Annotated in this window: 23 protein-coding genes; 6 read left to right on the forward strand and 17 right to left on the reverse strand. The window is 71.1% G+C overall.

Annotated features, from left to right (window positions below):
- Window positions 1-22 precede the first annotated feature (22 nt).
- Genes VF330_RS08395 through VF330_RS08405 form a run of 3 tightly spaced genes read right to left on the reverse strand, consistent with a single transcriptional unit; the run spans window position 23 to window position 2,197 of the window.
- Window positions 23-472, reverse strand: a complete 450-nt coding sequence (locus VF330_RS08395) for a DUF350 domain-containing protein (protein ID WP_330850933.1) — start codon at window positions 470-472, stop codon at window positions 23-25.
- A gap of 21 nt (window positions 473-493) precedes the next feature.
- Entirely contained in the window at window positions 494-1,657 is a 1,164-nt protein-coding gene (locus VF330_RS08400; RefSeq protein WP_330850934.1) for a glutathionylspermidine synthase family protein, read from the reverse strand.
- Window positions 1,658-1,663: 6 nt separating this feature from the next.
- The gene (locus VF330_RS08405) at window positions 1,664-2,197 is read right to left on the reverse strand and encodes a hypothetical protein (protein ID WP_330850935.1); all 534 of its coding nucleotides are present in this window, start codon (window positions 2,195-2,197) and stop codon (window positions 1,664-1,666) included.
- Window positions 2,198-2,509: 312 nt separating this feature from the next.
- Here VF330_RS08405 and VF330_RS08410 point away from each other — a divergent pair, with 312 nt between their 5' ends.
- Window positions 2,510-3,532 carry a septum formation family protein gene (locus tag VF330_RS08410; protein ID WP_330850936.1) on the forward strand — a complete coding sequence of 341 codons (1,023 nt, stop codon included), beginning with the start codon at window positions 2,510-2,512 and terminating at the stop codon, window positions 3,530-3,532.
- Window positions 3,529-3,879, forward strand: coding sequence for a metallopeptidase family protein (locus tag VF330_RS08415; RefSeq protein ID WP_330850937.1), 351 nt, complete (start codon window positions 3,529-3,531; stop codon window positions 3,877-3,879). Before VF330_RS08410 ends, VF330_RS08415 begins: the two co-directional genes overlap by 4 nt.
- Window positions 3,880-3,889: 10 nt before the next feature.
- Here VF330_RS08415 and VF330_RS08420 read toward each other — a convergent pair whose 3' ends face one another.
- Both VF330_RS08420 and pheA read right to left on the reverse strand, forming a co-directional pair.
- Window positions 3,890-4,486 (reverse strand): histidine phosphatase family protein, encoded by a 597-nt coding sequence (locus VF330_RS08420; protein WP_330850938.1) that lies wholly within the window; start codon window positions 4,484-4,486, stop codon window positions 3,890-3,892.
- On the reverse strand, window positions 4,483-5,373 hold the full coding sequence (gene pheA, locus VF330_RS08425) for a prephenate dehydratase (RefSeq protein WP_330850939.1): 891 nt from the start codon (window positions 5,371-5,373) through the stop codon (window positions 4,483-4,485). The genes VF330_RS08420 and pheA overlap by 4 nt, the downstream gene beginning before the upstream one ends.
- Before the next feature lie 136 nt (window positions 5,374-5,509).
- On the opposite strand from pheA, the gene VF330_RS08430 reads away from it, so the two are divergent.
- Window positions 5,510-6,028 carry a macro domain-containing protein gene (locus VF330_RS08430; protein WP_330850978.1) on the forward strand — a complete coding sequence of 173 codons (519 nt, stop codon included), beginning with the start codon at window positions 5,510-5,512 and terminating at the stop codon, window positions 6,026-6,028.
- 45 nt (window positions 6,029-6,073) lie between these two features.
- On the opposite strand, the gene VF330_RS08435 is transcribed toward VF330_RS08430, so the two are convergent.
- Window positions 6,074-6,568, reverse strand: a complete 495-nt coding sequence (locus tag VF330_RS08435; RefSeq protein ID WP_330850940.1) for a GNAT family N-acetyltransferase — start codon at window positions 6,566-6,568, stop codon at window positions 6,074-6,076.
- Between the two features lie 61 nt (window positions 6,569-6,629).
- Between VF330_RS08435 and VF330_RS08440 the strand changes: the two genes are divergently transcribed.
- On the forward strand, window positions 6,630-7,247 hold the full coding sequence (locus tag VF330_RS08440) for a response regulator transcription factor (RefSeq protein WP_330850941.1): 618 nt from the start codon (window positions 6,630-6,632) through the stop codon (window positions 7,245-7,247).
- Here the strand turns inward: VF330_RS08440 and VF330_RS08445 are convergent.
- The 4 genes from VF330_RS08445 to VF330_RS08460 are packed head-to-tail and all read right to left on the reverse strand — an operon-like array spanning window position 7,225 to window position 13,768.
- Window positions 7,225-8,331, reverse strand: a complete 1,107-nt coding sequence (locus VF330_RS08445) for a GAF domain-containing sensor histidine kinase (protein WP_330850942.1) — start codon at window positions 8,329-8,331, stop codon at window positions 7,225-7,227. The two genes, VF330_RS08440 and VF330_RS08445, sit on opposite strands and share 23 nt — an antisense overlap.
- A 5-nt stretch (window positions 8,332-8,336) precedes the next feature.
- On the reverse strand, window positions 8,337-11,330 hold the full coding sequence (gene cydD, locus VF330_RS08450) for a thiol reductant ABC exporter subunit CydD (protein WP_330850943.1): 2,994 nt from the start codon (window positions 11,328-11,330) through the stop codon (window positions 8,337-8,339).
- Window positions 11,330-12,301, reverse strand: coding sequence for a cytochrome d ubiquinol oxidase subunit II (gene cydB, locus VF330_RS08455; RefSeq protein WP_330850944.1), 972 nt, complete (start codon window positions 12,299-12,301; stop codon window positions 11,330-11,332). The genes cydD and cydB overlap by 1 nt, the downstream gene beginning before the upstream one ends.
- A 12-nt stretch (window positions 12,302-12,313) precedes the next feature.
- Window positions 12,314-13,768: a cytochrome ubiquinol oxidase subunit I gene (locus VF330_RS08460; protein WP_330850945.1), complete on the reverse strand. Its 1,455-nt coding sequence runs from the start codon at window positions 13,766-13,768 to the stop codon at window positions 12,314-12,316.
- Window positions 13,769-14,099: 331 nt separating this feature from the next.
- Here VF330_RS08460 and VF330_RS08465 point away from each other — a divergent pair, with 331 nt between their 5' ends.
- Window positions 14,100-14,678: a TMEM165/GDT1 family protein gene (locus VF330_RS08465; protein ID WP_330850979.1), complete on the forward strand. Its 579-nt coding sequence runs from the start codon at window positions 14,100-14,102 to the stop codon at window positions 14,676-14,678.
- A 9-nt stretch (window positions 14,679-14,687) separates the two neighbouring features.
- Here the strand turns inward: VF330_RS08465 and VF330_RS08470 are convergent, their stop codons facing one another.
- On the reverse strand, window positions 14,688-15,137 hold the full coding sequence (locus tag VF330_RS08470) for a MarR family winged helix-turn-helix transcriptional regulator (protein ID WP_330850946.1): 450 nt from the start codon (window positions 15,135-15,137) through the stop codon (window positions 14,688-14,690).
- Between the two features lie 80 nt (window positions 15,138-15,217).
- Between VF330_RS08470 and VF330_RS08475 the strand changes: the two genes are divergently transcribed.
- Window positions 15,218-15,568 carry a cupin domain-containing protein gene (locus tag VF330_RS08475; RefSeq protein WP_330850947.1) on the forward strand — a complete coding sequence of 117 codons (351 nt, stop codon included), beginning with the start codon at window positions 15,218-15,220 and terminating at the stop codon, window positions 15,566-15,568.
- Here the strand turns inward: VF330_RS08475 and VF330_RS08480 are convergent.
- From VF330_RS08480 to VF330_RS08505, 6 genes are read right to left on the reverse strand one after another with little or no spacing between them, the layout of a single operon-like run.
- Complete coding sequence (locus VF330_RS08480) at window positions 15,565-15,867, reverse strand: hypothetical protein (protein WP_330850948.1); 303 nt, start codon at window positions 15,865-15,867, stop codon at window positions 15,565-15,567. The two genes, VF330_RS08475 and VF330_RS08480, sit on opposite strands and share 4 nt — an antisense overlap.
- Before the next feature lie 35 nt (window positions 15,868-15,902).
- Window positions 15,903-18,053, reverse strand: coding sequence for a DUF5682 family protein (locus VF330_RS08485; RefSeq protein WP_330850949.1), 2,151 nt, complete (start codon window positions 18,051-18,053; stop codon window positions 15,903-15,905).
- Window positions 18,046-19,131 carry an AAA family ATPase gene (locus tag VF330_RS08490; RefSeq protein WP_330850950.1) on the reverse strand — a complete coding sequence of 362 codons (1,086 nt, stop codon included), beginning with the start codon at window positions 19,129-19,131 and terminating at the stop codon, window positions 18,046-18,048. The genes VF330_RS08485 and VF330_RS08490 overlap by 8 nt, the downstream gene beginning before the upstream one ends.
- A complete protein-coding gene (locus tag VF330_RS08495) occupies window positions 19,128-20,552 on the reverse strand; it encodes a DUF5691 domain-containing protein (RefSeq protein WP_330850951.1) in 1,425 nt (474 codons plus the stop codon). Before VF330_RS08495 ends, VF330_RS08490 begins: the two co-directional genes overlap by 4 nt.
- Entirely contained in the window at window positions 20,549-20,713 is a 165-nt protein-coding gene (locus VF330_RS08500; RefSeq protein WP_330850952.1) for a hypothetical protein, read from the reverse strand. Before VF330_RS08500 ends, VF330_RS08495 begins: the two co-directional genes overlap by 4 nt.
- Window positions 20,710-21,873, reverse strand: coding sequence for an SWIM zinc finger family protein (locus tag VF330_RS08505; RefSeq protein ID WP_330850953.1), 1,164 nt, complete (start codon window positions 21,871-21,873; stop codon window positions 20,710-20,712). Before VF330_RS08505 ends, VF330_RS08500 begins: the two co-directional genes overlap by 4 nt.
- Between the last annotated feature and the right edge of the window lie 8 nt (window positions 21,874-21,881).

The following is a 21,881-nucleotide window of genomic DNA, read 5'->3' on the forward strand; positions in this document are numbered from 1 at the left end:
GGCTCCCACGCGGGAGCTGCGACTAGTAGATCGCGAACGCGACCACGAGACCGAGGGCGACGTGCGCCGCGGCGACGACGACGGACGCCGGCGCGAACCGGTCGGACTCGATGATCGAGCCGATGTCCAGCCTGGTCACCCACTCCAGCAGCCGCACGGCCGCGACCTGCACGATGATGCCGACGATGCCGTAGATCAGCGACGTGAGCAGGCCCTCGTCGAGCTTGCCGACCGCGCTGAGGATGGCCACGACCACGATGAACGCCATCGAGACGAGGCCGGAGGACGTCACGATCACGGCGTTCGGGGCGCCGTTGCGGACGAGGATCGACAGCTTGCCCGGCGTCGTCCAGTCGATCGCGTAGAAGCCGAACACCATCAGGACCAGACCGACGACGGCGTACAGCGCGATGGCGCCGATGCCCCGGCCGATCGCCGAGCCGAAGCCGGGGTCCAACGCGAGCTCGTACATGTGCTGTTCCCTTTCGGAGTCTTACTCAACAATTCGATGCGGCACGAACGCCGCGCCATCGTCGGTCACGAGACCGACCGTTTCCCGGATGCCGAGGCCCGCCGACGTGTCGCCGACGACCCAGGCACCCAACGCGGGGCGGTAGCCGTCGAAGTCCGGAAGCGGATCGAACAGCTGGTAGACGAAACCCTCTTTGCCGTAGACGCCGCCGGTCTGCGTTTCGTAGCCGGGGGCGACGATCTGGATGTTCGACCCCTCACGGCCGAGCAGCGGCTTGCGCACGTACTCGGTGAGCATGCCGGGGTCGTTGAGGTAGGCCGGGAGCAGGTTGGGGTGGCCCGGGTACATCTCCCACAGGACCGCGAGCAGCGCCTTGTTGGAGAGCAGCATCTTCCACAGCGGCTCGAGCCACAGGGTGCCGGGCAGCGACTCGACGGCGTGGCGGCCGAACTGCTCCTCCACCACCCACTCCCACGGGTAGAGCTTGAAGACCGTGCCCATCGGGGCCTCTTCGAGGTCGACGAACCGGTTGAGCAGCGTGTCCCAGCCGATGTCCTCCATCGCGATGCCCACGGTGTTCAGCCCGGCCTCGGCGGCCGTCTCCTGCAGGCAGGCGGTGGTGAGGTGGTCCTCGCCGGACGGGTCGGCGCTCGACCAGCTGAAGTGCAGCTCACCGGACGGGAGCTTGGCGCCGAGCTCGGTCCAGCGCTCGACCAGGCGCTCGTGCAGCGAGTTCCACTGGTCGTCGTCCGGGAAGACCTCGGTCTTCCAGTACCACTGGATGTAGGCGGCCTCCAGCAGCGACGTGGGGGTGTCCGCGTTGTACTCGAGCAGCTTCGCCGGGCCGGAGCCGTCGTAGCGCAGGTCGAAGCGGCCGTAGACGTGCGGGTCGCGGCGCCGCCACGACTCGGCGATGTGCGGCCAGACCCACTCGGGGATGCCGAAGTCCCGGTAGCGCTCCGTGAGGACCACGTTGTCCACCGCGTCGAGGCACATGGAGTGGAGCAGCTCGACGTCGGCTTCGAGCGACAGGATCTCGCTCATCTCGAACACGTAGTGCACCGACTCGTCCCAGTAGGGGCGGTCGGTGCCGTTGGAGTACTTCGCGGGCAGGCCGAACACCAGGCCCTGGTCGGAGACCGTCCGCTGCCAGTTCGGCCGCGGGTGTGAGCTTTCACGACGCAACTGCGCTCAGCCTCCGCTGCTCTTCGAGCCGCTGCTGACGCCGAAGCCGCCGCGCTGCACCGTCGTGCCCGACTTCGTGCTGACGTTCGCACCCTTGGGGATCGTGTAACTGCCGCCGACGGCCTTCTGACCGACCGAGCCGGACCCTCCGTAGTTGTAGCGGTACGAAGAGCCACCGATGTAGATGAAGCCACCGCTCGAGTACCCGCCGTGACTGCGGTAGTAGCTGTCGGAGCAGTAGTCGTCGTCGACGATGACGTTGTTCTGGTCCGTGCACTGCGCGGTGACGTTCTTCGGGCTCGCCGCCGCGTACCAGATCGCGACCAGCGCGATCACGCCCACGGTGACACCACCACCGATGAGCAGGCGCTTTCGCGTCTTGCGCTTCTTCTCGAACGCGGCGGACTCCGCGGCGAACCGCTCCTGCTGCGCCTTCTGCGCGGCGGCACGCGCCCGCTGCTCGGCGACGCTCGGCTGACGAGGCTGGGTCACCCCGGCCTGCTGCTGCCGAATCTTGCCCTTGGTGGGCTTCTGCGGCACCGGCTGGTTCGATCCTGCCTGGTCAGGCGCAGGCTGGTACGGCGGAGGTTGCTGCGGTTGTCCGGGCGGTCCCGACTGCGGCGTCGGCTGGCCAGGCTCTGGCAAGTTGTTGTCAGTCATCACCACTCCCGCGGGCAAGGTACCTAGCGAGACGGCGAAAACACGGCCGATTCAGTGACGAGTGTCCTAAAAGCAACACTCGACCCAACCCGGCGCACAGCCGCCTCACACGGCACGGGCATCATGGATGAGATGTCTCCGAGCGCCGGTTGGTTGAGTCGATCGCGTCACACCCGTGACACACGGGTCGTGATGATCGGTGCTTTCGTGGGCGCGTTCGGCCTGTTGATGTTGTCCGCGTTCACCACCGTGCTGTCCGCCGGACCGATCGGGACGAAGCGCGAACTGGTCAACGCCGCGTACCAGGCAGCCGTCGGCGAGTGCCTGAACTGGGAGAAGACCGATCTGTCGGACGCGCAGAAGGTCGACTGCGCCGCCGCGCACAAGTTCGAGGTGACCGGTACGGCGGACATCACGGCCGCCTACCCGAAGGAAGCGCCGTTCCCGAACGCCGAGGCGTGGGAGAAGATCGCGCAGGAGAACTGCTCCCAGGCCGCGACCACGTACCTGGCCGGCAAGCTCGACCCGAAGGGCAAGTACGGGATCAGCACGCTGAACCCGGACGAGCGCCGGTGGTCGGACGGTTACCGCCAGTTGCGGTGCGGCCTCCAGGTCGCCGCGCCGTCCGGCGCCGCCCTGCCGTCGTTCGGCAGCGCGAAGACGCAGGACCAGTCGAACGTGTACGACCCCGGCGTGTGCCTCGCGCTCGGCGAGAACAACACGGTCGGCGACCCGATCGAGTGCGCGAAGCCGCACACGTTCGAGATCGTCGGCGTCGTGCAGCACCCCGAGGGCCCGTTCCTGCCGGTCGAGCAGCAGGAGAGTGTGATGTCGGAGAAGTGCGCGGCCATCGCCACCGAGTACACCGGCGGCGCCGACCTCAAGGGCAGGGGCCTGCTGGTCACGTTCGACACGCGGGCCGAGGAGAGCTGGGCCGTCGGCTCCCGCAAGGCCAACTGCAAGGTGGGCGCCGTCCCCCAGGGCAACAACCTGGTGGCGTGGGAGGGCAGTGTCCGCAACCCCAACGGCGCCCCGCTGACCACGTCGAACCCGCCGCAGACCACCTCGGTCAGGCCGCAGGACGAGCCGACCGGCGCCCCGCTGCACTCCGAGTCGGGCAAGCCGCCGTCCTCGGAGTCCGGCAAGCCCTCCGACTCGAACAAGCCCGACAAGCCGTCCTCCAGCGCCCCCACGACGACCACCGAGAACCGATGACCGTCGAGATGACCAGGGCCCGCTTCGAGGAGCTGGTCGAGGAGGCGCTCGACCTGGTCCCGCCGGAGTTCACGCACGCGATGAACAACGTCGTGGTGCTGGTCGAGGACCGCAACCCGGACGAGCCGTCCCTGCTGGGCCTCTACCAGGGCATCGCGCTGACCGAGCGCTCCACGGACTACGGCGGCGCGCTGCCGGACCACATCTTCATCTACCGCGAGGCGATCCTCGACGTCTGCGACACCGAGGACGACGTCGTGGAGGAGGTCACCATCACCGTGGTGCACGAGATCGCGCACCACTTCGGGGTGGACGACGCGCGGCTGCACGAGCTGGGCTGGGGCTAGCGGGGCCGGGTCAGATCTCCACGCCCGCCCACGACCGGCACACCCAGCCGTCGCCGTCGGAGTCCAGGACCACGACGCCGGTGTTCGGCAGCAGGTTCTCCGCCAGCTCGACCGGGATGTTGGAGGCCAGGGCCAGCGCGCCCATCCGTCCGGCGCCGCCGTGGGTCACGACCACGACCGTGCCCTCGTCCCGGCGGATCGACCCGATGGCGCCGAGGAACCGGTCCAGGACCTGCTGCCCGGTCTCGCCGTCGCCGGGGAACGCCACGTCGAGCGCGCCCTCCGCCCACTTGATCACGGTCTCGAGGTAGGTCCGGTACGCCTCGGTGTCGTTGCGGCCCTCCAGCGAGCCGACCTGGATCTCGTGGACGCCCTCCAGGATCTGGACGGGCAGGCCGAAGCGCTCGGCGGTCGGGGCCGCGGTCTGCTGGGCGCGCAGGCCGGTGCTCGCGTAGACGGCGGTGACCTCCTCGGACGCGAGGAGGTCGGCCAGCTCACGTGCCTGCTTGCGCCCCAGCTCCGTCAGCGGGGGCCCCGGCATCAGCGTGTCCAGCTTGCGTTCGATGTTCGACGCCGTCTCACCGTGCCTGACCAGCAGCAACCTCACCCGCGCTCGCCCTTTCTGACAGCATCGACCCAGGAGGCGGCTGCGGCGAACTCGTCGTTGCGAGCCTCGGAGGGCTCGTGGTCGGCCTTCGGGAAGGACCCGAGGAACCGGATCTCGTGCGAGTGTCGGTGCAGCGCGGCCAGCGCGTCACCGATCCTCGGCTCTGCGATGTGCCCCTCGACGTCGATGTAGAAGCGGTACGTGCCCAGTTTGCCCTTCGTGGGACGCGATTCGAGGCCGGTGAGATTGATGCCACGCAGCGCGAGCTCCGTGAGCAGCTCGGACAGCACGCCCACCCGGTCCGGCGTGGTCACGACGACGCTCGTGCGGTCGGCGCCGGTCGGCTCCGGCAGCGTCCCCGGCCGGCGCAGCAGCAGGAACCGGGTCCGCGCGTCCGGCACGTCGAGGACGTCGGTGGCGTACTCGTCCAGCTCGTAGTGCTGCACGGCGACGGGCGCGGTCACGGCGGCGTCGAACTCGCCCCGCTCCACGGCGGCGGCGGCCGCGGCGGTCGACGACGTGGCGATCGAGGTGACCCCCGGCAGCGAGGCGGCGATCCACTCGCGGACCTGCGCCAACGCGTGCGGGTGCGAGGCGATGGTCCTGATCTCCGCCGTGCCGGGGCGGACCAGGACGCTGAACCGCACGTCCAGCACGGTCTCGGCCACCGCGACGACCGGCTCGTCGCGCACCAGGGCGTCGAGCGTGGCCGGCACGGCCCCCTCGACGGAGTTCTCGATGGGCACGCACGCGAACTCGGTGTCACCGGCGCGCAGCGCGGCGATGGCGAGCGGGATGGTCTCGACGGGCACGAGCTCACCGTCGAACCGCATCGCGGCCTGCTCGGTGAAGGTCCCCTGTGGTCCGAAGTACGCAATGCGAGGCACGCCGTGAAGAGTAGAGGCGCGAATCACGCCTGTGTCAGGGGCCGAACCTGGGTTCCGCCGGGACCGTTCGAACTGGAATGCTTGGGGCGTGCCCGCTCTAGCGCCTGAACTCGTGTTGTGCGCGGTCGACGAACCGATGGCGAACGCCTGGCTCGCCGTCGCTGACGGACGCACAGGGGTGCGGGTGCACCGCGGGTCGGTGCTGGACATCCCCGCGCAGGCGATAGTCAGCCCCGCGAACTCGCAGGGCTGGATGCGCGGCGGCATCGACGCCGTCTACGCCACGGCGTTCCCCGAGGTCGAGAACAACGTCCGCAGCGCGGTCCTCACGCTGCACGGCGGTGAGCTCCCCGTCGGCGAGGCGCAGATCGTGGCGACGGGCGAGACCGAGCCCGCGTGGCTGATCAGCGCGCCGACCATGCGCCTGCCGGGCGAACGGCTGCCGGTAGACACCGTCCACCCCTACCTGGCCGCCCGTGCCGTCCTGCGGCTGTGGCTCGACGGACGTCTGGAGGACGGCACGCCGGTGCGCGACGCCGTCCGCACCATCGCGATGCCGGGGCTCGGCACCGGGGTGGGAGGCGTCGCGCCGTCCACGTGCGCCCACCAGGTCGCCGCCGCGTGGGACGAGTCGTTCAACCCGCTCCACGTGTAGTCCACATGTGCACAACCCTGTGGACAACGTGTGGACAGCTGTGGACTACTGCCGTGGCGCGACCCATCGTTCGAGGTCCAGCTCGTCCGTGATGGGGATGCCGAAGTCCCCCACCGCCGGTATCTCCGGCTTGAGCTTGCGCGCCTCGCGCACGGCGTCGGGTCTGAGCACGGCCAGCTTGAACCCGCGGCGCTGGAAGAAGCGGACGGCGTCCAGGTTGTCGTTCGTGGTCGTCAGGCGCACTCGGGAGCAGCCGAGTGCGCGTGCCTGCCGAACCGCGGCGTCGACCAGCGCGGTGCCGACGCCGCGGCCCCGACGCAACGCGTCGATCGTGACGATTTCCAGTTGGTGGTTGGCCACCGCGTGGGTCAGCAGACCCAGCACGTGACCCTGCTTTTCCACGAGGAAGCCGGGCAGACTCGCGGGGAAGAACACCTCGCCGTGCGCGACGGCTGTGTGTGCGCCCCATAGCTCGAGGACCAAACGAGCGACGACTATGCGATCTGCTTCCTCGATCGGCCTTACCGAGCCTTCTGCCATGACAAGAACTGTCTCAATCCGAGTCTCACTCAGGAACAGCCATTCGACGTACGGTGGATTCGTGCCAGTGCGCGTTTTGTTGGTTGACGATCACGAAGTGGTGCGCAGAGGACTGCGCGAGATGCTCGACGACGAGGAGGACATCTCGGTCATCGCCGAAGCCGGTTCCGTGGACGAGGCGGTTGCTCGGGCCCAAAAGATTACGCCCGATGTGGCGGTTGTGGACGTTCAGCTGCCCGACGGCAGTGGTGTGGACCTGTGCAGGACCCTGCGCGACCTGGGCATCCGCTGCCTGGTGCTGACCGCCTTCGACGACGAGGAGGCGCTGGTCGGGGCCATCATGGCCGGTGCGTCGGGCTATCTGCTCAAGCAGGTCCGCGGCCAGGACGTCGTCACGGCGGTGCGCGAAGTCGCGGCTGGACGGTCCCTTCTGGACCCCGCCACCACAAGCCGGGTACTCGAACGGATGCGCAATCCAGCCCCGGTTGGCCTCACCGACCAGGAACAGCGCGTGTTGGAACTCATCGGTGAGGGCCTGACGAACCGCCAAATCGGTGAACGCTTGTTCCTCGCGGAGAAGACCGTGAAGAACTACGTGACGTCCGTGCTCTCCAAACTCGGCATGGAACGGCGAACGCAAGCCGCCGCATGGGTGGCTAAACGGGGACGGACCAGGTGAGCGTCGTCCCGTTCGGTGAACTCACGACGCGGAAATCGCCACTCGCCGCCTTCGCCCGTTCCGCGAGGTGCCGCAATCCGCGTTGAGTGACGCCGGACGGGATGCCGCACCCGTTGTCGGCGACTCGCAGCAGCAGGTGCTTCTCGTCGCGCCGCACGTCGATCTGGACGTTCGTGGCCCCCGAGTGCCGCACGACGTTCGACAACGCCTCGCGCAACGCCGCCCGCGCGTCGTCGGCGTGCTTGCGCGGCACGTTCGCCAGGTCGCCGGACACGTGCAGGCGCGGCGGGAACCCGAGCAGCTCGCCGGCCGTGCGGACCTCGGCCTTGATCGAGTCGTGCAGGTCGGCCGAGTCGGCGGGGTCGGTGTTGCGCAGCTCGCGGACGGTCGCGCGGACCTCGGCGATCGTCTCGTCGACCAGGTCGACCGCCTCGTTGATGCGGGTCCGGTCGGTGTTGTCGAGCTTCTTGCCCAGCCGGCGTTCCAGCAGGCTAAGCTGCACGCCCGCGCCGTAGAGGCGCTGGATGATCACGTCGTGCAGGTCGCGGGCGATGCGTTCGCGCTCCTCGTAGACCGCGACGCGCTGCCGTGCCGTGAAGCCCTCCGACAGCACCACGGCGAGCCCTGCCTGCGCCGCGAACGCCGACAGCACGTCCACGGTCTCCTGCGTGAACGGCGGCTTGTCCCGGCGCCGGTAGACCGCCAGCGCACCGATCTTGCGGTCGGAGGTGCCGAACGGCGCCACGGCGAACGGCCCGTAGCTCCGCAGCGCCTGCGGCACGTACGGGGCGGTGCGCGGGTCGTTCGTCACGTCGTCGGCCATCACCGGCACGCCGGTCCGCGCGGCCTTGGCGGCGGCGCTGCGGGAGCTCAGCGTGGCGACGACCGGCTCGCCGCTGGACGCCTCGACGGTCAGCGTGCCGTCGTCCTCGGCCGTCGCGAGCATGGCCAGGCCGAGGTCGGCGTCCGCGATCTCCGCGGCCGCCTCCACGACGAGCCGCAGCACGTTCTCCGGGTCTTCCAGCGCCGCCGACGTGATCTCGGTCGACGCGACGAGCACGCGCCGCGCCAGGGAGGGGTCCATGGTCCTCAACGGTAGGCGGGCGTGCCGAGGTCCAGCACGAGGTCTGCCCGTGCCGCCTCATCGGGGCGGTGGGTGATGTGCAAGATCGTCCTGCGGTCGCGCCGGAGCTCGTCGAGGAGCTTGCGCGCGGTCGGTTCGTCGAGGTGGGCGGTGGGCTCGTCGAGCAGCACCACGTCGGCGTCGTGCAGCAACGCCCGTGCGAGCGCGAGCCGTTGCGCCTCACCGCCCGACACCTGGTCGGGACGGATCACCGTGTCGAGCCGGTCGGCCCACTCGGGCAGGCAGGCCCTGCGCAACGCCTCCCGCAGCTGCTCGTCGTCGTGCTGCCCCGACATCCGCAGGTTCTCCCGCACGGTCGTGCTGACCAGCATCGGCTCCTGCGGGCACCAGGTGGCGCGCGGCAGCTCGACGATCCCCCGCTCCGGCTCCAGGAAGCCAAGGAGCAGCGCGAACAGCGTCGACTTGCCGCTGCCCGAGGGGCCGACGATCGCGACGTGCGTGCCGGGTTCGACGTCGAGGTGCAGGTCGCGCAACGTCGGCTCGGTCGCGCCCGGCCAGCGGACGTCGACGTTCTCCAGCCGGATCCGCCTGCCCCGCGCCGGCTCCGGACGCTCCGGGGCGTCGAACTGGAGCCGGGCGCTCGCCTCGCGCAACGCCCGGCGCTGCTGGGCGGCCGGCGGCAGCGCGGCCAGCGGTTCGGCGAGGGCGAGCGGGACCAGGCCGAGCACCGGGTTGCCGGTCGTGGCGCAGACCAGGGCGGCCGCACCGGTCGCGAGCAGCACGATCGCCGTGGCGGCACCCGTGCCAAACGCTTGCCTGCGGGTCTGACCGGCGAGCTCGACGTCCTCGGCGTGCAGCCGGGCCAGCAGGCGGTGGTGGGCGTCGTGGGCGATGAGGTCGGGCGCGGCGGTGAGCGCGTTGATCGTGTCCCGGGCGACCTTGCGGCGGCCCCTGGCGAGCTTCGTGCTGGCCCGGCGCTCGGTCCAGACGGCGACGGCCGGGGCGCCGAGGCCCGCCGCGAGCAGCAGACCTCCCAGCGTCAGCGCGGCCGCCGAGTCGATGAACGCGAACAGGACCGTGGTCGCGATGCCCGCACCGATGGCCACGACCGGCGGAACGAGCACCCGCGGCACGAGGTCGCGAACGGTGTCGGTGTCCTCGACGAGCCGTTGGAGGCCATCGCGCCGTTGGGTCCGCACGAGTCGCAACCACAGTTCGGCTCGCAGGTTCGTCGCGAGCTTGAACGCCTCGTGGTGCGTGACGAGCCGCTCGACGTACCGGAGCACGCCCTTGCTCAGCGCGAACGTCCGCACGCCCACGACCAGCACCGACAGCGTCAGGATCGGTGGCATCTCGGCGGCGCGGGCGATCAGGTGGGCGGCGAGCGCGGTCAGCGCGATGCCGGCGACCGTCGCCAGCACGCCCAGCCCTGCGCCCTTCCACGGCACCGGCAGGCGCTTCGGCCGTTCGTGCTGCGTCTCCTCGGTGACGACCCTGGCGAACGTCTCGTCCTCGGTCGCCTCCTTCTCGCGGTGCGAGGCGAGGACGACGGCCGCCGTGGCGCTGGCCCGCTTGATCGCTTTGTCGACTTTGCGACTTGTCACCGGGTCGAGGTGCGCGGTCGGTTCGTCCAGCAGCAACACCGTCGCGCCGTGGCGCACCCTCAGCAGAGCGCGCGCGACTGCGACGCGTTGGCGTTCACCGGTCGACAGGTCCGTGATGCGGCGGTCGAGCAGGTGCTGGGCCGCGACCTCGCGTGCGACCTGCTCGATGTCGTCGGCGTCCGGGACCGTCAGTTCCAGCTCGGCCCGCGGCGTCACCGCGGCGAACGCCGGCTTCTGCGGCACGTACGCGATGTCGCCGGCGACGAACGCCGTGCCGTCGGTCGGCTCCAGGAAGCCGAGCAGCACCTGGAACGTCGTCGACTTCCCCGCGCCGCTCGCGCCTTCAAGTCGATAAATCTCCCCCGGTCGCACGTCGAAGCTGACTCCGTCGGGTGCGAACCCGCCTCGGCGCAGCACGCGGAGGTTGTCGACGTGGACCGAGCCGCCGGGCAGCCGGGGCCGGTGCGAGCCCTCGTGCTCGACGACGTCGGCGACCCGCCGGACCGCCTCCAGCCCGTCCTCGCTGGCGTGGTGGGCGGCACCGGCCGCGCGCAGCGGCAGGTAGCACTCGGGCGCCAGGATCAGCACGACCAGCGCGGTCATCAGGGTCATGTCGCCGTGCACGAGCCGGATGCCGATGCCGACCGCGATCAGCGCGACCGACAGCGACGCCGCGATCTCCAGCACCAGCGCGCTCAGGAACGCGATCTTGAGCGTGCCCATCGTGGCCTTGCGGTGCTGCTCGCCGATCCGGCGGACGGCAGAGGCCTGCTGCTTGGCGCGACCGAACACCGTGAGCACGGGAAGCGCCCGCACCAGCTCCAGCAGCTGTGCCGACAGCAGCTCGGTGACGTCGGCGGCCTTCTGCACGCGCTTCTCGGTGTACCAGCCGATCAACGCGGCGAACACCGGGATCAACGGCACGGTCACCGCGATCAGCACCGCCGACGGCCAGTCTGTGACCAGGATCCACGCGCCGACCAGCGGTGGCACCACCACGGCCGTGACCAGCGCGGGCAGGTAGCGGGTGAAGTACGCGTCGAGCGCGTCGAGGCCCTTGGTCGCGAGCACCGACAGCTCGGCCGTGCCGCGGTCGGCGATCCAGCCGGGACCGCGTTCGAACGACTTGGCGAGCAGCTGGGTCCGCAGCTCCTCCTTCGCACCGGCAGCGGCACGAGCGGCAGCGCTTTCCGTCGCCCACGACAGCCCAGCGCGCGCGAGGATCGCCACGGCGAGCAGCGGAAGTCCTTCGCGGGTGGTGATCACCGACGCCAGCGCGACGGCCTGGGCGACGAGCGCCAGTGAGTTGAGAAACGCCAGCACGCCCACCCCGGCGAGCGCGCGCCTGGCGTTCCTCGAGAGCTGGGGCAGCGCTCCCAGCGGGCCGCGCTTCATCAGTGGCCCGCCGGGATGTGCTGAACGCCGATGCGCTTGCGGAACACCCAGTAGGTCCAGGCCTGGTAGACGAGCACCGCGGGCGTGCCGAAGCCGGCGACCCAGGTCATGACCTTCAGCGTGTACGGGCTCGACGCCGTGTTGGCGACCGTGAGCGACCACGCGTCGTTGAGCGTCGACGGCAGGACGTTCGGGTAGAGCGAGCCGAACAGGATCACGACGGTCGCCGCGATCGCGAGCCCCATCAGCGCGAACGACTGGCCGTCGCGGTTCGCGAGCAGCCGCCACATCGCGGCGCCGAGCACCAGCACGACCACACCGGCCCAGAGCCCGGCGACGATCGCGAGCAGCGCGACGAGCGGCAGCAACGCCACCGGCGCCAGCACCAGCGCGACCCGGCGGGCCCGCTCGCGGATCTCGCCCTCGGTCTTCAGGGCGGTGAACACCGCGCCGTGCACGAGCGCGTACCCGGCGAACGCCAGCGCGCCGACGACCGTGTCGAACCGGATCGCCGCGAAGGCCGAGCCCACGCGGTCGCCGTCGGCGTCGATCGGCAGGCCCAGCACCGTCGTCGAGATCAGCAGGCCGACGCAGAGCGTGGCGACCCACGAGCCGGCGACGATCGTGACGTCCCACGCCTTGCGCCAGCGCGGGTTGTCGACCTTGCCGCGGTAGTCGAACGCGACGCCGCGGCCGATCAACGCGATGAGGAACAACGTTAGTGGCAGGTACGCGGCGCTCAGCAGCGCCGCATACCAGCCGGGGAACGCCGCGAACGTGGCACCGATCGCGACGATGAGCCACACCTCGTTGCCGTCCCAGACCGGCCCGATGGTGTTGATCATGACTCGGCGTTCTTCGTTGCTGCGCCCGAGAACCGGCAGCAGCATGCCGACGCCGAAGTCGAACCCTTCGAGGAACAGGTAGCCGAGCCACAGCACGGCGATGAGCACGAACCAGAGCGTTTCCACGTCGTCTCTCCCCTAGTACGCGAACGCCAGGGCGCCGTCGTCGGACTTCTGGGGCAGTACGCCGGGAATCCCGCCTCTGACGTACTTGCGGATCAGGTAGAACTCCACGACCGCCAGCACGCTGTAGACCGCGGTGAGCAGGATCAGCGAGGTCAGGATCTCGCCGACGGTGCTGTTCGAGACCGCCTGCGCGGTGAACATCCAGACACCGTCCACACCGGACGGGTTCGGCACCACGACGAACGGCTGCCGGCCCATCTCGGTGAAGATCCAGCCGAAGCTGTTGGCCAGGAAGGGAGTCGCGATGCCGGCGAGGCCGAGGACCGGGAACCACCATCCGGTGGGCGTCCGGTTCTTCCGCGTCAGCCAGAGCATGAAGACACCCAGGCCGGCCGAGATCGCCCCGAACCCGATCATCAACCGGAAACCCCAGTAGGTGACGGGAAGCGCGGGCACGTAGTCGATCGGCTTGCCGCTGAGCTCACCCAGGCGGTCGTCGACGGGGTAGAACTCGCCGTACTTCTCCTGGTACATCGGCACCAGGTCCTGGATGCCCTTGACCTCGCTGCTGAAGTCGTTGTGCGCCAGGAAGCTCAGCAGTGCGGGGACCGTGATGCTCTTGACGTTCTCGCAGTCGGGCCTGGTGACGTCACCGTACGCGAAGACGCTGAACGCCGCCGGCTGTTCGGTGTGGCACAACGCTTCCGCGGCGGCCATCTTCATCGGCTGCTGCTCGAACATGAGCTTGCCCTGCAGGTCGCCACTGATGCTCAGCGCCGCGAAGGCGACCACGCCGACCCACGTGCCGAGCTTGAGCGAGCTGCGCCAGACCCGTTCCTCCTCCGACTTCCGGTGCAGGTGCCAGGCGGCGATCCCCACGAGGAACGCTCCGGCGACCGCGAACGCGCCCGCGATGGTGTGCGGGAAGGCGGCGAGCACGGTGTTGTTGGTCAGCACGGCCCAGATCGAGGTGAGGCGCGGGCGGCCGTCGTCCATCACGATGCCGACGGGGTGCTGCATCCACGAGTTGGCGGCGAGGATGAAGTAGGCGCTGGCGATGGTCGCGAGGCTGAACGCCCAGGCGCAGGCGAGGTGGACCTTCTTCGGCAGCTTGTCCCAGCCGAAGATCCACAGGCCGAGGAACGTCGACTCGACGAAGAAGGCGACGATGCCCTCCATGGCGAGCGGAGCGCCGAACACGTCACCGACGAACCGCGAGTAGGCGCTCCAGGCCATGCCGAACTGGAACTCCTGCACGATGCCCGTCACGACGCCCATGGCGAAGTTGATCAGGAGGAGCTTCCCCCAGAACTTCGTCATCTTGTAGTAGCGCTCGTTGCCCGTGCGCACCCACGCGGTCTGCATCCCCGCCACCAGCAGGGAAAGGCCGATCGTCAGCGGCACCATCAGAAAGTGGTAGACGGTGGTGATGCCGAACTGCCACCGCGCGAGTTCGAGTACTTCCACGTCTTCGAGCGTAGGTCTGGACCACGGCCGCGAGCAGGTACGACGGTCCCGTCCGCAGGCGGGACCAAGGTCCCGTGCGCGACATCACGCCGGTCGGATGACATGCGTCCGTTAAGATGAATGCGCCAGAGGGGAGTAGTTCCCACCGGAGCAGTCGGCCGGTGGCGTGGTGATCGACATACTGATCCGCCTTCGAGCGGATCCGGTGCCACACCCGTCTTGTACGGGCGAACGAGACCTCCGGCCGGGCTTTGCAGCATGCCCGGTCGGGGTCTGTTGCGCCTCCGTCCGGGTTCGTACTTCGGACGTGGAGGACCTCGTGGCCACATCACTGCTCGCGTTCATCACCGCCTTCGCGGTGGTGTTCCTCGTCGAGCTCCCCGACAAGACCATGGTCGCCACCCTGGTCCTGACCACGCGGTACCGCGCGTGGCCGGTGTTCGTCGGTGTCATCGCGGCCTTCGCCGTGCAGACCGTGGTCGGTGCGGCATTCGGCACGGCCATCACCCTGCTCCCGGACCGCCTGGTCGCCGGCGTGGTCGCCGTGTTGTTCCTGGTGGGCGCGTTCCTGCTGCTCAAGGAGGGGTTCTCGAAGGAGGAGGACTCCGCGGACGAGGCCGGGACGCGAGCGGCCGTGCCGTTCTGGCGGGCGGCCCTGACGTCGTTCGGCGTGCTGTTCGCGGCCGAGTGGGGCGACGCCTCGCAGCTCGCCACCGCCGGCATCACCGCCCGCTACGGCGAGCCGATCGCGGTCGGGCTCGGCGCCTGGCTCGCGCTGGTCGCCGTGGCCGGGCTGGCGGTCCTGGTGGGGCGCAAGCTCGCCGGGCGGCTGCCGACGCACTGGATCCAGCGGGTGGCCGGCGTCGTCTTCGCGGTGTTCGGTGTGATCGCGCTGACGCAGGTGTTCTGACGCGGGCGCTCACCACACCGGTCGGAGTCCTGGCTGGTCCTCGCCGTGCACGTGCCGCAGGTACGCGGCGAGGCCGGTCCTGATCGCGGTCAGCGTGTCCGCTCCGATCGCCTCGGCCATCTCGGCTTCGAGGTCGGCCCAGAGGTTGTCCGCGAGCCTCAGGTAGTCGCGGCCCTTCCCCGTCAGGGCGACGTACTGGGCCCGCTTGTCCGTCGGGTGGGGCTCGCGCAGGACGTAGCCCCACTCGTCGAGCTCGTTGACGATCTTCGCCGCCGCCTGCTTCGTGACGCCGAGGTGCTGTCCGATGTCGACGGTGGTGGCGCGCTTCTCCTTGAGGAACCGGAAGACGTAGCCGTGGGCGGGCCGCAGCGGTTCGAGGCCGATCTGCCGGAGCCGGTCGTGGAACCGGTCGCCCATGGCGCGGTACGTCATCGCCAGCAGCACGGGCACCGGGTCCATGGTTCCCCGTTTCAAAGTAGACAACTCGGTTGACCTTATTCTAAGGTTAGACAACCCAGTTGACTACATTGGAGGTCGATGTGCTGGTCCGAGGGGACTCCGCCGCCACGCACTCGTTCGGCGGGTTCGAGTTCAGGTCGCTGGCCGTGCCGTCGCGCGGCAGTTCCGAGATCGCGCTGTGGACGGTCGACGTGCCGGAGGGCGGCGACGGGACGCCGCACCGCGCCTCGAAGGAGGAGGTGTTCTACGTGCTGTCCGGGTCGGTCACGATCCAGGGGCAGACCGCCGGGGCGGGCGACGCGATCGTCGTGCCGCCGGACACCGAGCTGTCGCTGACCGGAGGACCCGCGCGGGTCCTGGTCGCGACGTCGGTGGGCATCGAGGGCACGCTGGCGGACGGTTCGACGATCACGCCGCCCTGGTCGCTCTAGTTCGCCGGGGAGCCGTCCTCGCGGGGCGGTTCCGGCGCGGTGTCCGGGACCTCTTCGCGCAGGTCGTGGGCGATCTTCTTGGCCTCGTTGATCAGTTGCTGCGAGGAGTCGAGGCGGTCCTCGTCGGGCGGCGTGAGGTGGACCTCGTCCGACGTGGTGCGGCGGGGTTCGTCCGTCACGGCGAGGTCGTCGTCGGCGGTGCTGCCGTCGTCCACGTCGGCCGGGTGACTTCCGCCCGGCGCGGCGGCGAGGTCGTCGGTCTCCGGCGTGGCGAGGCGGTCTTCTTCCGGTGCGGTCACGGTCGGAGGATCACCGGATCCGGCGGTCGCCAAACTCAGGCCAGCAGGCTCCGGACGTGGGCCGCGAGGCGTTCGGCGATCTCCAGGTCCCACTCGTCGTCCTGCGCGGGCGCGGGGGTCTGCCCCGCCACGACCCGTTCGCCGAGCAGGCGCCGCTCGGCGGGCGTGAAGTCGGTGACGGCGCGGCGCAGCAGCGGCAGGGCGTCGTCGAACGCCTCGCCGCGCAGGCCGGTCAGCCACTCGTCGATCAGGCCGAACAGGCGCGGGTCGGCCGCCAGCAGCGTGGCCGAGCCGCGCAGGAAGCCCGCGACGAACGACGTCGCCACCGACCGGTGCAGGCGGGCGGCCACGTCGTCGCTGGTCAGCTCCCCCGCTTCCCACAGCAGGCGGGTAGCCCGGCCCGTGGGGAGGCCGTGCGCCTCCGCCTTCACCAGCGCGTGCAGGGCTCGCCACCAGGTCTTCTGGTGGTCCTCGTCGGCGGCGAGGCGGGTGGCCTCGTGGGCACCGTCGAGCGTGACGAGCGCGCTCTCGGCCGTCTCGTCGTCGATGCCCCGGCAGGCGATCGGGAGGCCGACCGCGCCGCGGGTGAGCAGGCCGTGCAGGGCGACGCGGAGCAGTTCCGGGTCGGTGCCGCGGACCGAGCCGTAGCGGACGGTGCGGGCCAGGTCCGGCAGTGCGGCCAGGAGCTCGAGGGCGTCGGTGGCCATCGCGGCGCAGCGGTCGAGGGCGTTGCGGGCCTCGGTGACGGCTTTGGGCACCTCGCAGCCGACGGACTTCGTGAGCGCGGCGGCGGCGTCGGCGACCCTCGTGGCGTCCTTCGCCGCCTGGGTCAGGACGTTCTCGGCCGCCGTGTGGACCGTCGTGCCGTGGCGCGCGGCGACCGCGACGGACACCGCGAAGACCGGGTCCCAGCGCAGCTGCCAGGTCTCGGCGAACGTGCCGAGCGAGTTGGAGCGGTCCTGCCTGCCCCACGGGACGCCGAGGACCTCCAGGCGCTGCAGGAGTTTCGAGCGCTCGCGGTCGGTGTCCTTGCGCAGGTCGAGCTTGAGCTGCTTGGGCTGGACGTCCGCCGGCAGGCGCAGTCGTCGTTGCAGGCGTTGGAGATCCGCCGCCAGCGGTGAGCGCGGGACGGCGTCCCCGACCTCGCCGAGGCGTTCGCCGACGACGAGCTTGCGGTGCACCAGCTGGAGGTGGATCTCCTCGCCGCCGCAGAGCACGGCGAGCGCGGCCTCGTTGACCTCGCTCAGCCCCGCGCTCGGGCGTTCCCTCAGCGCGGCAAGGGTTTCCGCGAGCCGGACGGCTTCCACGGCGCTCGCGGTGGAGGCCGGGAGGTCTTCCTCGCGCAGCACGGCGGCGGCTTTGGCGAACCAGCGCGGCACCACGTCGGACTGGTGCTGCCAGAGGTGCGCGTACCAGCCGGGCGAGTCGACGCCCGCGCCGTACCCCGACTCCGCGGCCAGCTGGCCGTGGCTCCACGGGACCCAGGTGCCCGAGATCCTGCGGCGCCGCAAGCCCTTCAGCAACGCCGTGTCCGCGGCGACCGTCGGTTTCGTCATCAGCGCCGGGACGTGCCAGGCACCGCACACGACGACGATCGGGCCGTCGGTCTCCCTGCGCGCCTTGCGGATCGTCTGGCGCATGAACGCTTCGCGGCGCAGCGTGCGTTCGCCGACCCCGGCCTCGAACTCCGCCCGCACGGCCACCATCGCCTCGGCGATGGCGTCGGCTAGGTCGAGCGGGTCGGACGCGCTGTGCTCGACGACGTCCTCCCACCAGCGTTCCGGGTCGTCGAAGCCGGCGGCCTCGGCGAGCAGGCCGATGGGGTCGACGTTCCCGCTCGGGCCGTCGTCACCGATCGACGCCGACGCCGGCAGGTCGAAGAACCGGGCGGTGGTGCCGTTCTCGTCGGCGTAGCGCAGGGCCTGCCACTCCGGCGAGAACTCCGCGAACGGCCAGAAGGCGGCGTTCTCGGGGTCGGTCTCGTCGTGCAGCAGGATCGCGACCGGCGGCGTGAGGGCGTGGACGTGCTCCAGCAGCCCGTCCGCCTCGGGAGGGCCCTCGATCAGGATCAGCGCGGGCCGGGTCTTCTCCAGCGCCCGCCGGACCATCCGCGCTGAGCCGGGCCCGTGGTGCCGGATGCCGAGCAGGACGAGATCGGGAACTGTGCCGGTGCCCGACTCAGGCACCGCTCACGTCCAGGCAGGCGCGGTAGAGGTCGCGCCACTCGGAGCGCTCCTTCAGCACCGTCTCCACGTACTCCTGCCACACGGTCGCGTCCGACACCCGGTCCTTGATCACCGAACCGATGAGCCCGCTCGCCAGCTCGTCCGCGCCCAGCGTGCCGTCGCCGAAGTGCCCGGCGAGCGCCATGCCGTTCGCGACGACCGAGATGGCCTCGGCCGTGGACAGGCTGCCGCTGGGCTTCTTCAGCTGCGTGCGACCGTCCACGGTGGACCCGTTGCGCAGCTCCCGGAAGATCCGCACGACCCGGCGCACCTCGTCGAGCGCGGGCGGTTCGGCGGGCAGCTGCAACGCCTTGCCGAGCTGCTGCGCACGCGTCACGACGATCTCGACCTCGGCGTCCTCGGTCGCGGGCGGCGGCAGCACGACGGTGTTGAAGCGCCGCGCGAGCGCCGACGACATCTGGTTGACGCCCCGGTCGCGGTCGTTGGCCGTGGCGATGACCGTGAAGCCCGGCACGGCCTGGACCTGCGAGTTCAGCTCGGGCACCGGCAGCGACTTCTCGCTGAGGATCGTGATGAACGAGTCCTGCACCTCGGACGGCATGCGGGTCAGCTCCTCGACCCTGACCACCGTCCCCAGCTGCATGCCCTTCATGACCGGGCTGGGCACCAGCGCGTTCTCGCTCGGGCCCTCGGCGATGAGGCGGGCGTAGTTCCAGCCGTAGCGGACCTGGTCCTCGCTCGTGCCGGCCGTGCCCTGCACCACCAGCGTCGAGTCGCCGCTGATCGCCGCCGCGAGGTGCTCGGACAGCCACGACTTGGCCGTGCCCGGCACACCCACGAGCAGCAGCGCCCTGTCGGTGACGAGCGTGCCCACCGCGACCTCGACGAGCCGGCGCGCGCCGACGTACTTCGGCGAGACCACCGTGCCGTCGGGCAGCGTGCCGCCCAGCACGTACGTGACCACGGCCTGCGGCGACAGGCGCCAGTTGGGCGGCCGCTGCCGGTCGTCCTGCGCCGCGACGGCCTCGAGCTCGGCGGCGTACTGCTGTTCGGCCGTCGGCCTGAGCACGGCGGTCACGGGACCTCCTGGGTCGGTGGTGCGAACGATTCGCGCAGGCGGATCCGGAGCCCGAGGACCTCCAGCTCCAGAGAGCTCTCCGGCCAGCGCCGGGTCAGAGCCTCCCAGCTGGCGCCGAGCAGGTCGGCGTCACCCCTGGCCAGCAACACCGACGGCGGCCTCCCCGACCGCCAGCGCGGGTCGGGCAGGGCCGCGTACCGGTGCAGCAGCGCGCGGGTGGTCTCGGGCGACCAGGGCGCCGGCAGCTGCGCGCAGGCGTGGTCGAGCAGGTCGTAGTGCCAGTTCTTCGACACGGCCACGACCGCCTGCTCGGCCACGGTCGACGGCAGCGCGGCCAGCATCTCCAGCTGCTCCATGCCGGTCAGCGTCTCGGCGGCGGCGACGGCCCACGGCCGCGGGTCCTTGGCGGCGGCGAGCTGGTCGGCGACACCCCTGAGCAGCGCGGCGGCCCACGGTCCCCGGCGAAGGATGTCGGCGGCCTTGGCGTCGTCGGCCTTGAGCGTGGAGGTCCAGTACGACGGCGGCACGCTCGCGGCCGCGGCCCGGATCCGCCCGGCCACGCCCTTCTCGGACCCGTCGCGCATCAGGTCGCGCACTTCCTGCGCGTCGGGCTGCGCGGTCCAGAGCTCCTCCGGCCGGACGTCGAGCCCGTCCGAGGTGAGCCGCAGGCCGTGCCGCAACCGGTGGGCCGCGCGGGCGGCGAGCCGCGTGCGCCCCAACGTCCGCAGGAGCCGCAACGCCTCGTCGTGGACGGCCGCCGCCTTGTCGTCGAGCGCGGCCTCGAGCAACCGCTCGTCCTGGCCGTTCAGGCCGGTCTCCAGCGCGCTGACCAGCACCTGGCGGTCGGCGGAGCGACGGGACGCCTGGAACTCGGACGCGATGAACGCCCCGACCCCCGCCGGATCAGCCTTGCGCTTGCGGCGCAACGCGCGCACCCGTTGGGCGCTGGGCAGGTCGAGGACCTCCTCCAGCGGTACCTCGTCGACCAGCGGCGCGGCCCCGCTCGCCCAGGACCAGCCGGGCCGGGTGTTCGCGAGCCACCGGCCGCGCGCGCCCAGCACCTCGACCACGGCGGCCCGCAGCCCCGGCCGCGCGGTGCCGAGCGCGAGCAGCGCCGGCAGCATGCGGTGCTCGGCGACGACGTTGCCCGCCTTGGCCAGCGCGCACCACTCGGTCAGCAGGACCTCGTCGTCGAGGTTCATGATCGCCTCGAGGACGGCCTTGGCCGCCGGGCGCGGGAACTCGGCGGTCTCCTCGGGGGCCAGGTCGACCGGGTCGGTCTGCGCCTGCGGCGGGAGCGTGGCGCCGAACGCCGCCACGCCCAGGGCCGCGCAGTCGGAGAGCAGCTCGGCGGGATCGCCGCCGCCCCTGGTCGTGCCGATGAGGAGGTTCTGGACGGTGTCGGACCAGTCGGCCTTCACGCCGCCACCTCCGGGGTGCGCAGGAGCGCTGAGCCGGCCAGGACGAGAGGTCTGAGGAGTGCGCGCCGGTCGAAGCCGGCGAAGTGGCCGGGACGGGAGGTGCGTTCGCCCGGCCGGGCAGCGCGGGCGCTGAGACGGACGTGGGGCTGCGCGGTGGTCACGCCACCACCTCCAGCTTGCCGTCCACCGCGATCGCGCCCAGCCGCAGGGCGTGGCCGTCCCACAGGCCCCACGCGTCGAACGGCACGCCGCCCGTCAGCGCCAGGGCCATGTCCAGGCCGCTGTCGTCGCGGACCGGCAGGGCGTGGCCCGAGGTGTCCGCCAGCGCGCCGCCGCCCAGCCGGACGGAGGCGCAGCCGAGTGGGAACAGGCGCTGCCACGGGTCGGCCACCAGCATCGGCTCCAGGGACGCCAGCGACGACCTCCAAGACGGTGGCGCGGGCACCGGGGCCGGGGTGCGGGAGGCCTCCAGGTCGCCCAGGGCGACGCGGTCGGACGCCGGGTAAGGGTGGACCAGGGCCGAGGACTCCTGGCCGTGCGGGAGCAGCGGTACGGGGGCGCCGACGGCCGAGTGGCGGATGGCGACGACCCAGCGTTCCGACTCGCGGCCCCAGCACCACTGGCGGACGGTCCGGACGCGGCCGTCGTCGGTCTCCAGGCGCAGCAGGGCCACCCAGCGGTCGAAGACGCCGGGGGTGGCGCGGACGGTCTCCTCCGGCACCGTCACGCCCAGGCGGGAGCGCGGCTGGACGAAGCAGAGCAGGTGCAGGCCGCCCAGGCGGTCGGCCACGTCCGAGGTCCAGCGGGGACCCGAGCGGGCGACGATCTCCTGGATCTCCCCCACGGCCGCGGCCACGCCGGGCACCTGGGCGTCGATCATGCGGGCGATGAACGCCTGCCACCACGAGGCCGGGCGGCCCGGCAACGACGCCACGCCCGCAGAGGCCACGTCGAGCAGCCAGTCGCGCAGGCCGTCGATGCCCGACGACATCGCCACCGCCCTGCGGTCGGCCGTCTTCTCGCGGGCGCGCAGCCGCCGTGCCACCGCCTCCGGCGAGGAGTCGAGCTCACGGGCGGCCCGCCGGGACGTCCACTCCTCCACCCAGTCGGGCGGCAGGGCGTCCGGGAGGTCGAGCTCCTGCAGCGAGATGGCGTGCTTGCAGGGGAACTTGCGGGACGGGCAGCTGCACTTGGCAGAGCCCGCGGCCAGGTCGACGCACACGCGGTACGGCACGGAGCCGGAGCCCGTGTAGAGGCCCCACAGCACCGGCAGGGCCTTGCCCAGGCCCTGCCAGCGCGTCGGAACGGCTCGTGTCCTCACGGGACCAA

This window comes from Lentzea sp. (genome assembly GCF_036380075.1).
GTDB lineage: Bacteria > Actinomycetota > Actinomycetes > Mycobacteriales > Pseudonocardiaceae > Lentzea.

Excerpts from the sequence above, each read along its gene's own strand:
- VF330_RS08395 (WP_330850933.1), bottom strand. The coding sequence starts at position 472 with ATGTACGAGCTCGCGTTGGACCCCGGCTTCGGCTCGGCGATCGGCCGG.
- VF330_RS08410 (WP_330850936.1), top strand. The coding sequence starts at position 2,510 with ATGATCGGTGCTTTCGTGGGCGCGTTCGGCCTGTTGATGTTGTCCGCG.
- VF330_RS08415 (WP_330850937.1), top strand. The coding sequence starts at position 3,529 with ATGACCGTCGAGATGACCAGGGCCCGCTTCGAGGAGCTGGTCGAGGAG.
- VF330_RS08430 (WP_330850978.1), top strand. The coding sequence starts at position 5,510 with ATGGCGAACGCCTGGCTCGCCGTCGCTGACGGACGCACAGGGGTGCGG.
- VF330_RS08435 (WP_330850940.1), bottom strand. The coding sequence starts at position 6,568 with ATGGCAGAAGGCTCGGTAAGGCCGATCGAGGAAGCAGATCGCATAGTC.
- VF330_RS08445 (WP_330850942.1), bottom strand. The coding sequence starts at position 8,331 with ATGGACCCCTCCCTGGCGCGGCGCGTGCTCGTCGCGTCGACCGAGATC.
- cydD (WP_330850943.1), bottom strand. The coding sequence starts at position 11,330 with ATGAAGCGCGGCCCGCTGGGAGCGCTGCCCCAGCTCTCGAGGAACGCC.
- VF330_RS08470 (WP_330850946.1), bottom strand. The coding sequence starts at position 15,137 with ATGGACCCGGTGCCCGTGCTGCTGGCGATGACGTACCGCGCCATGGGC.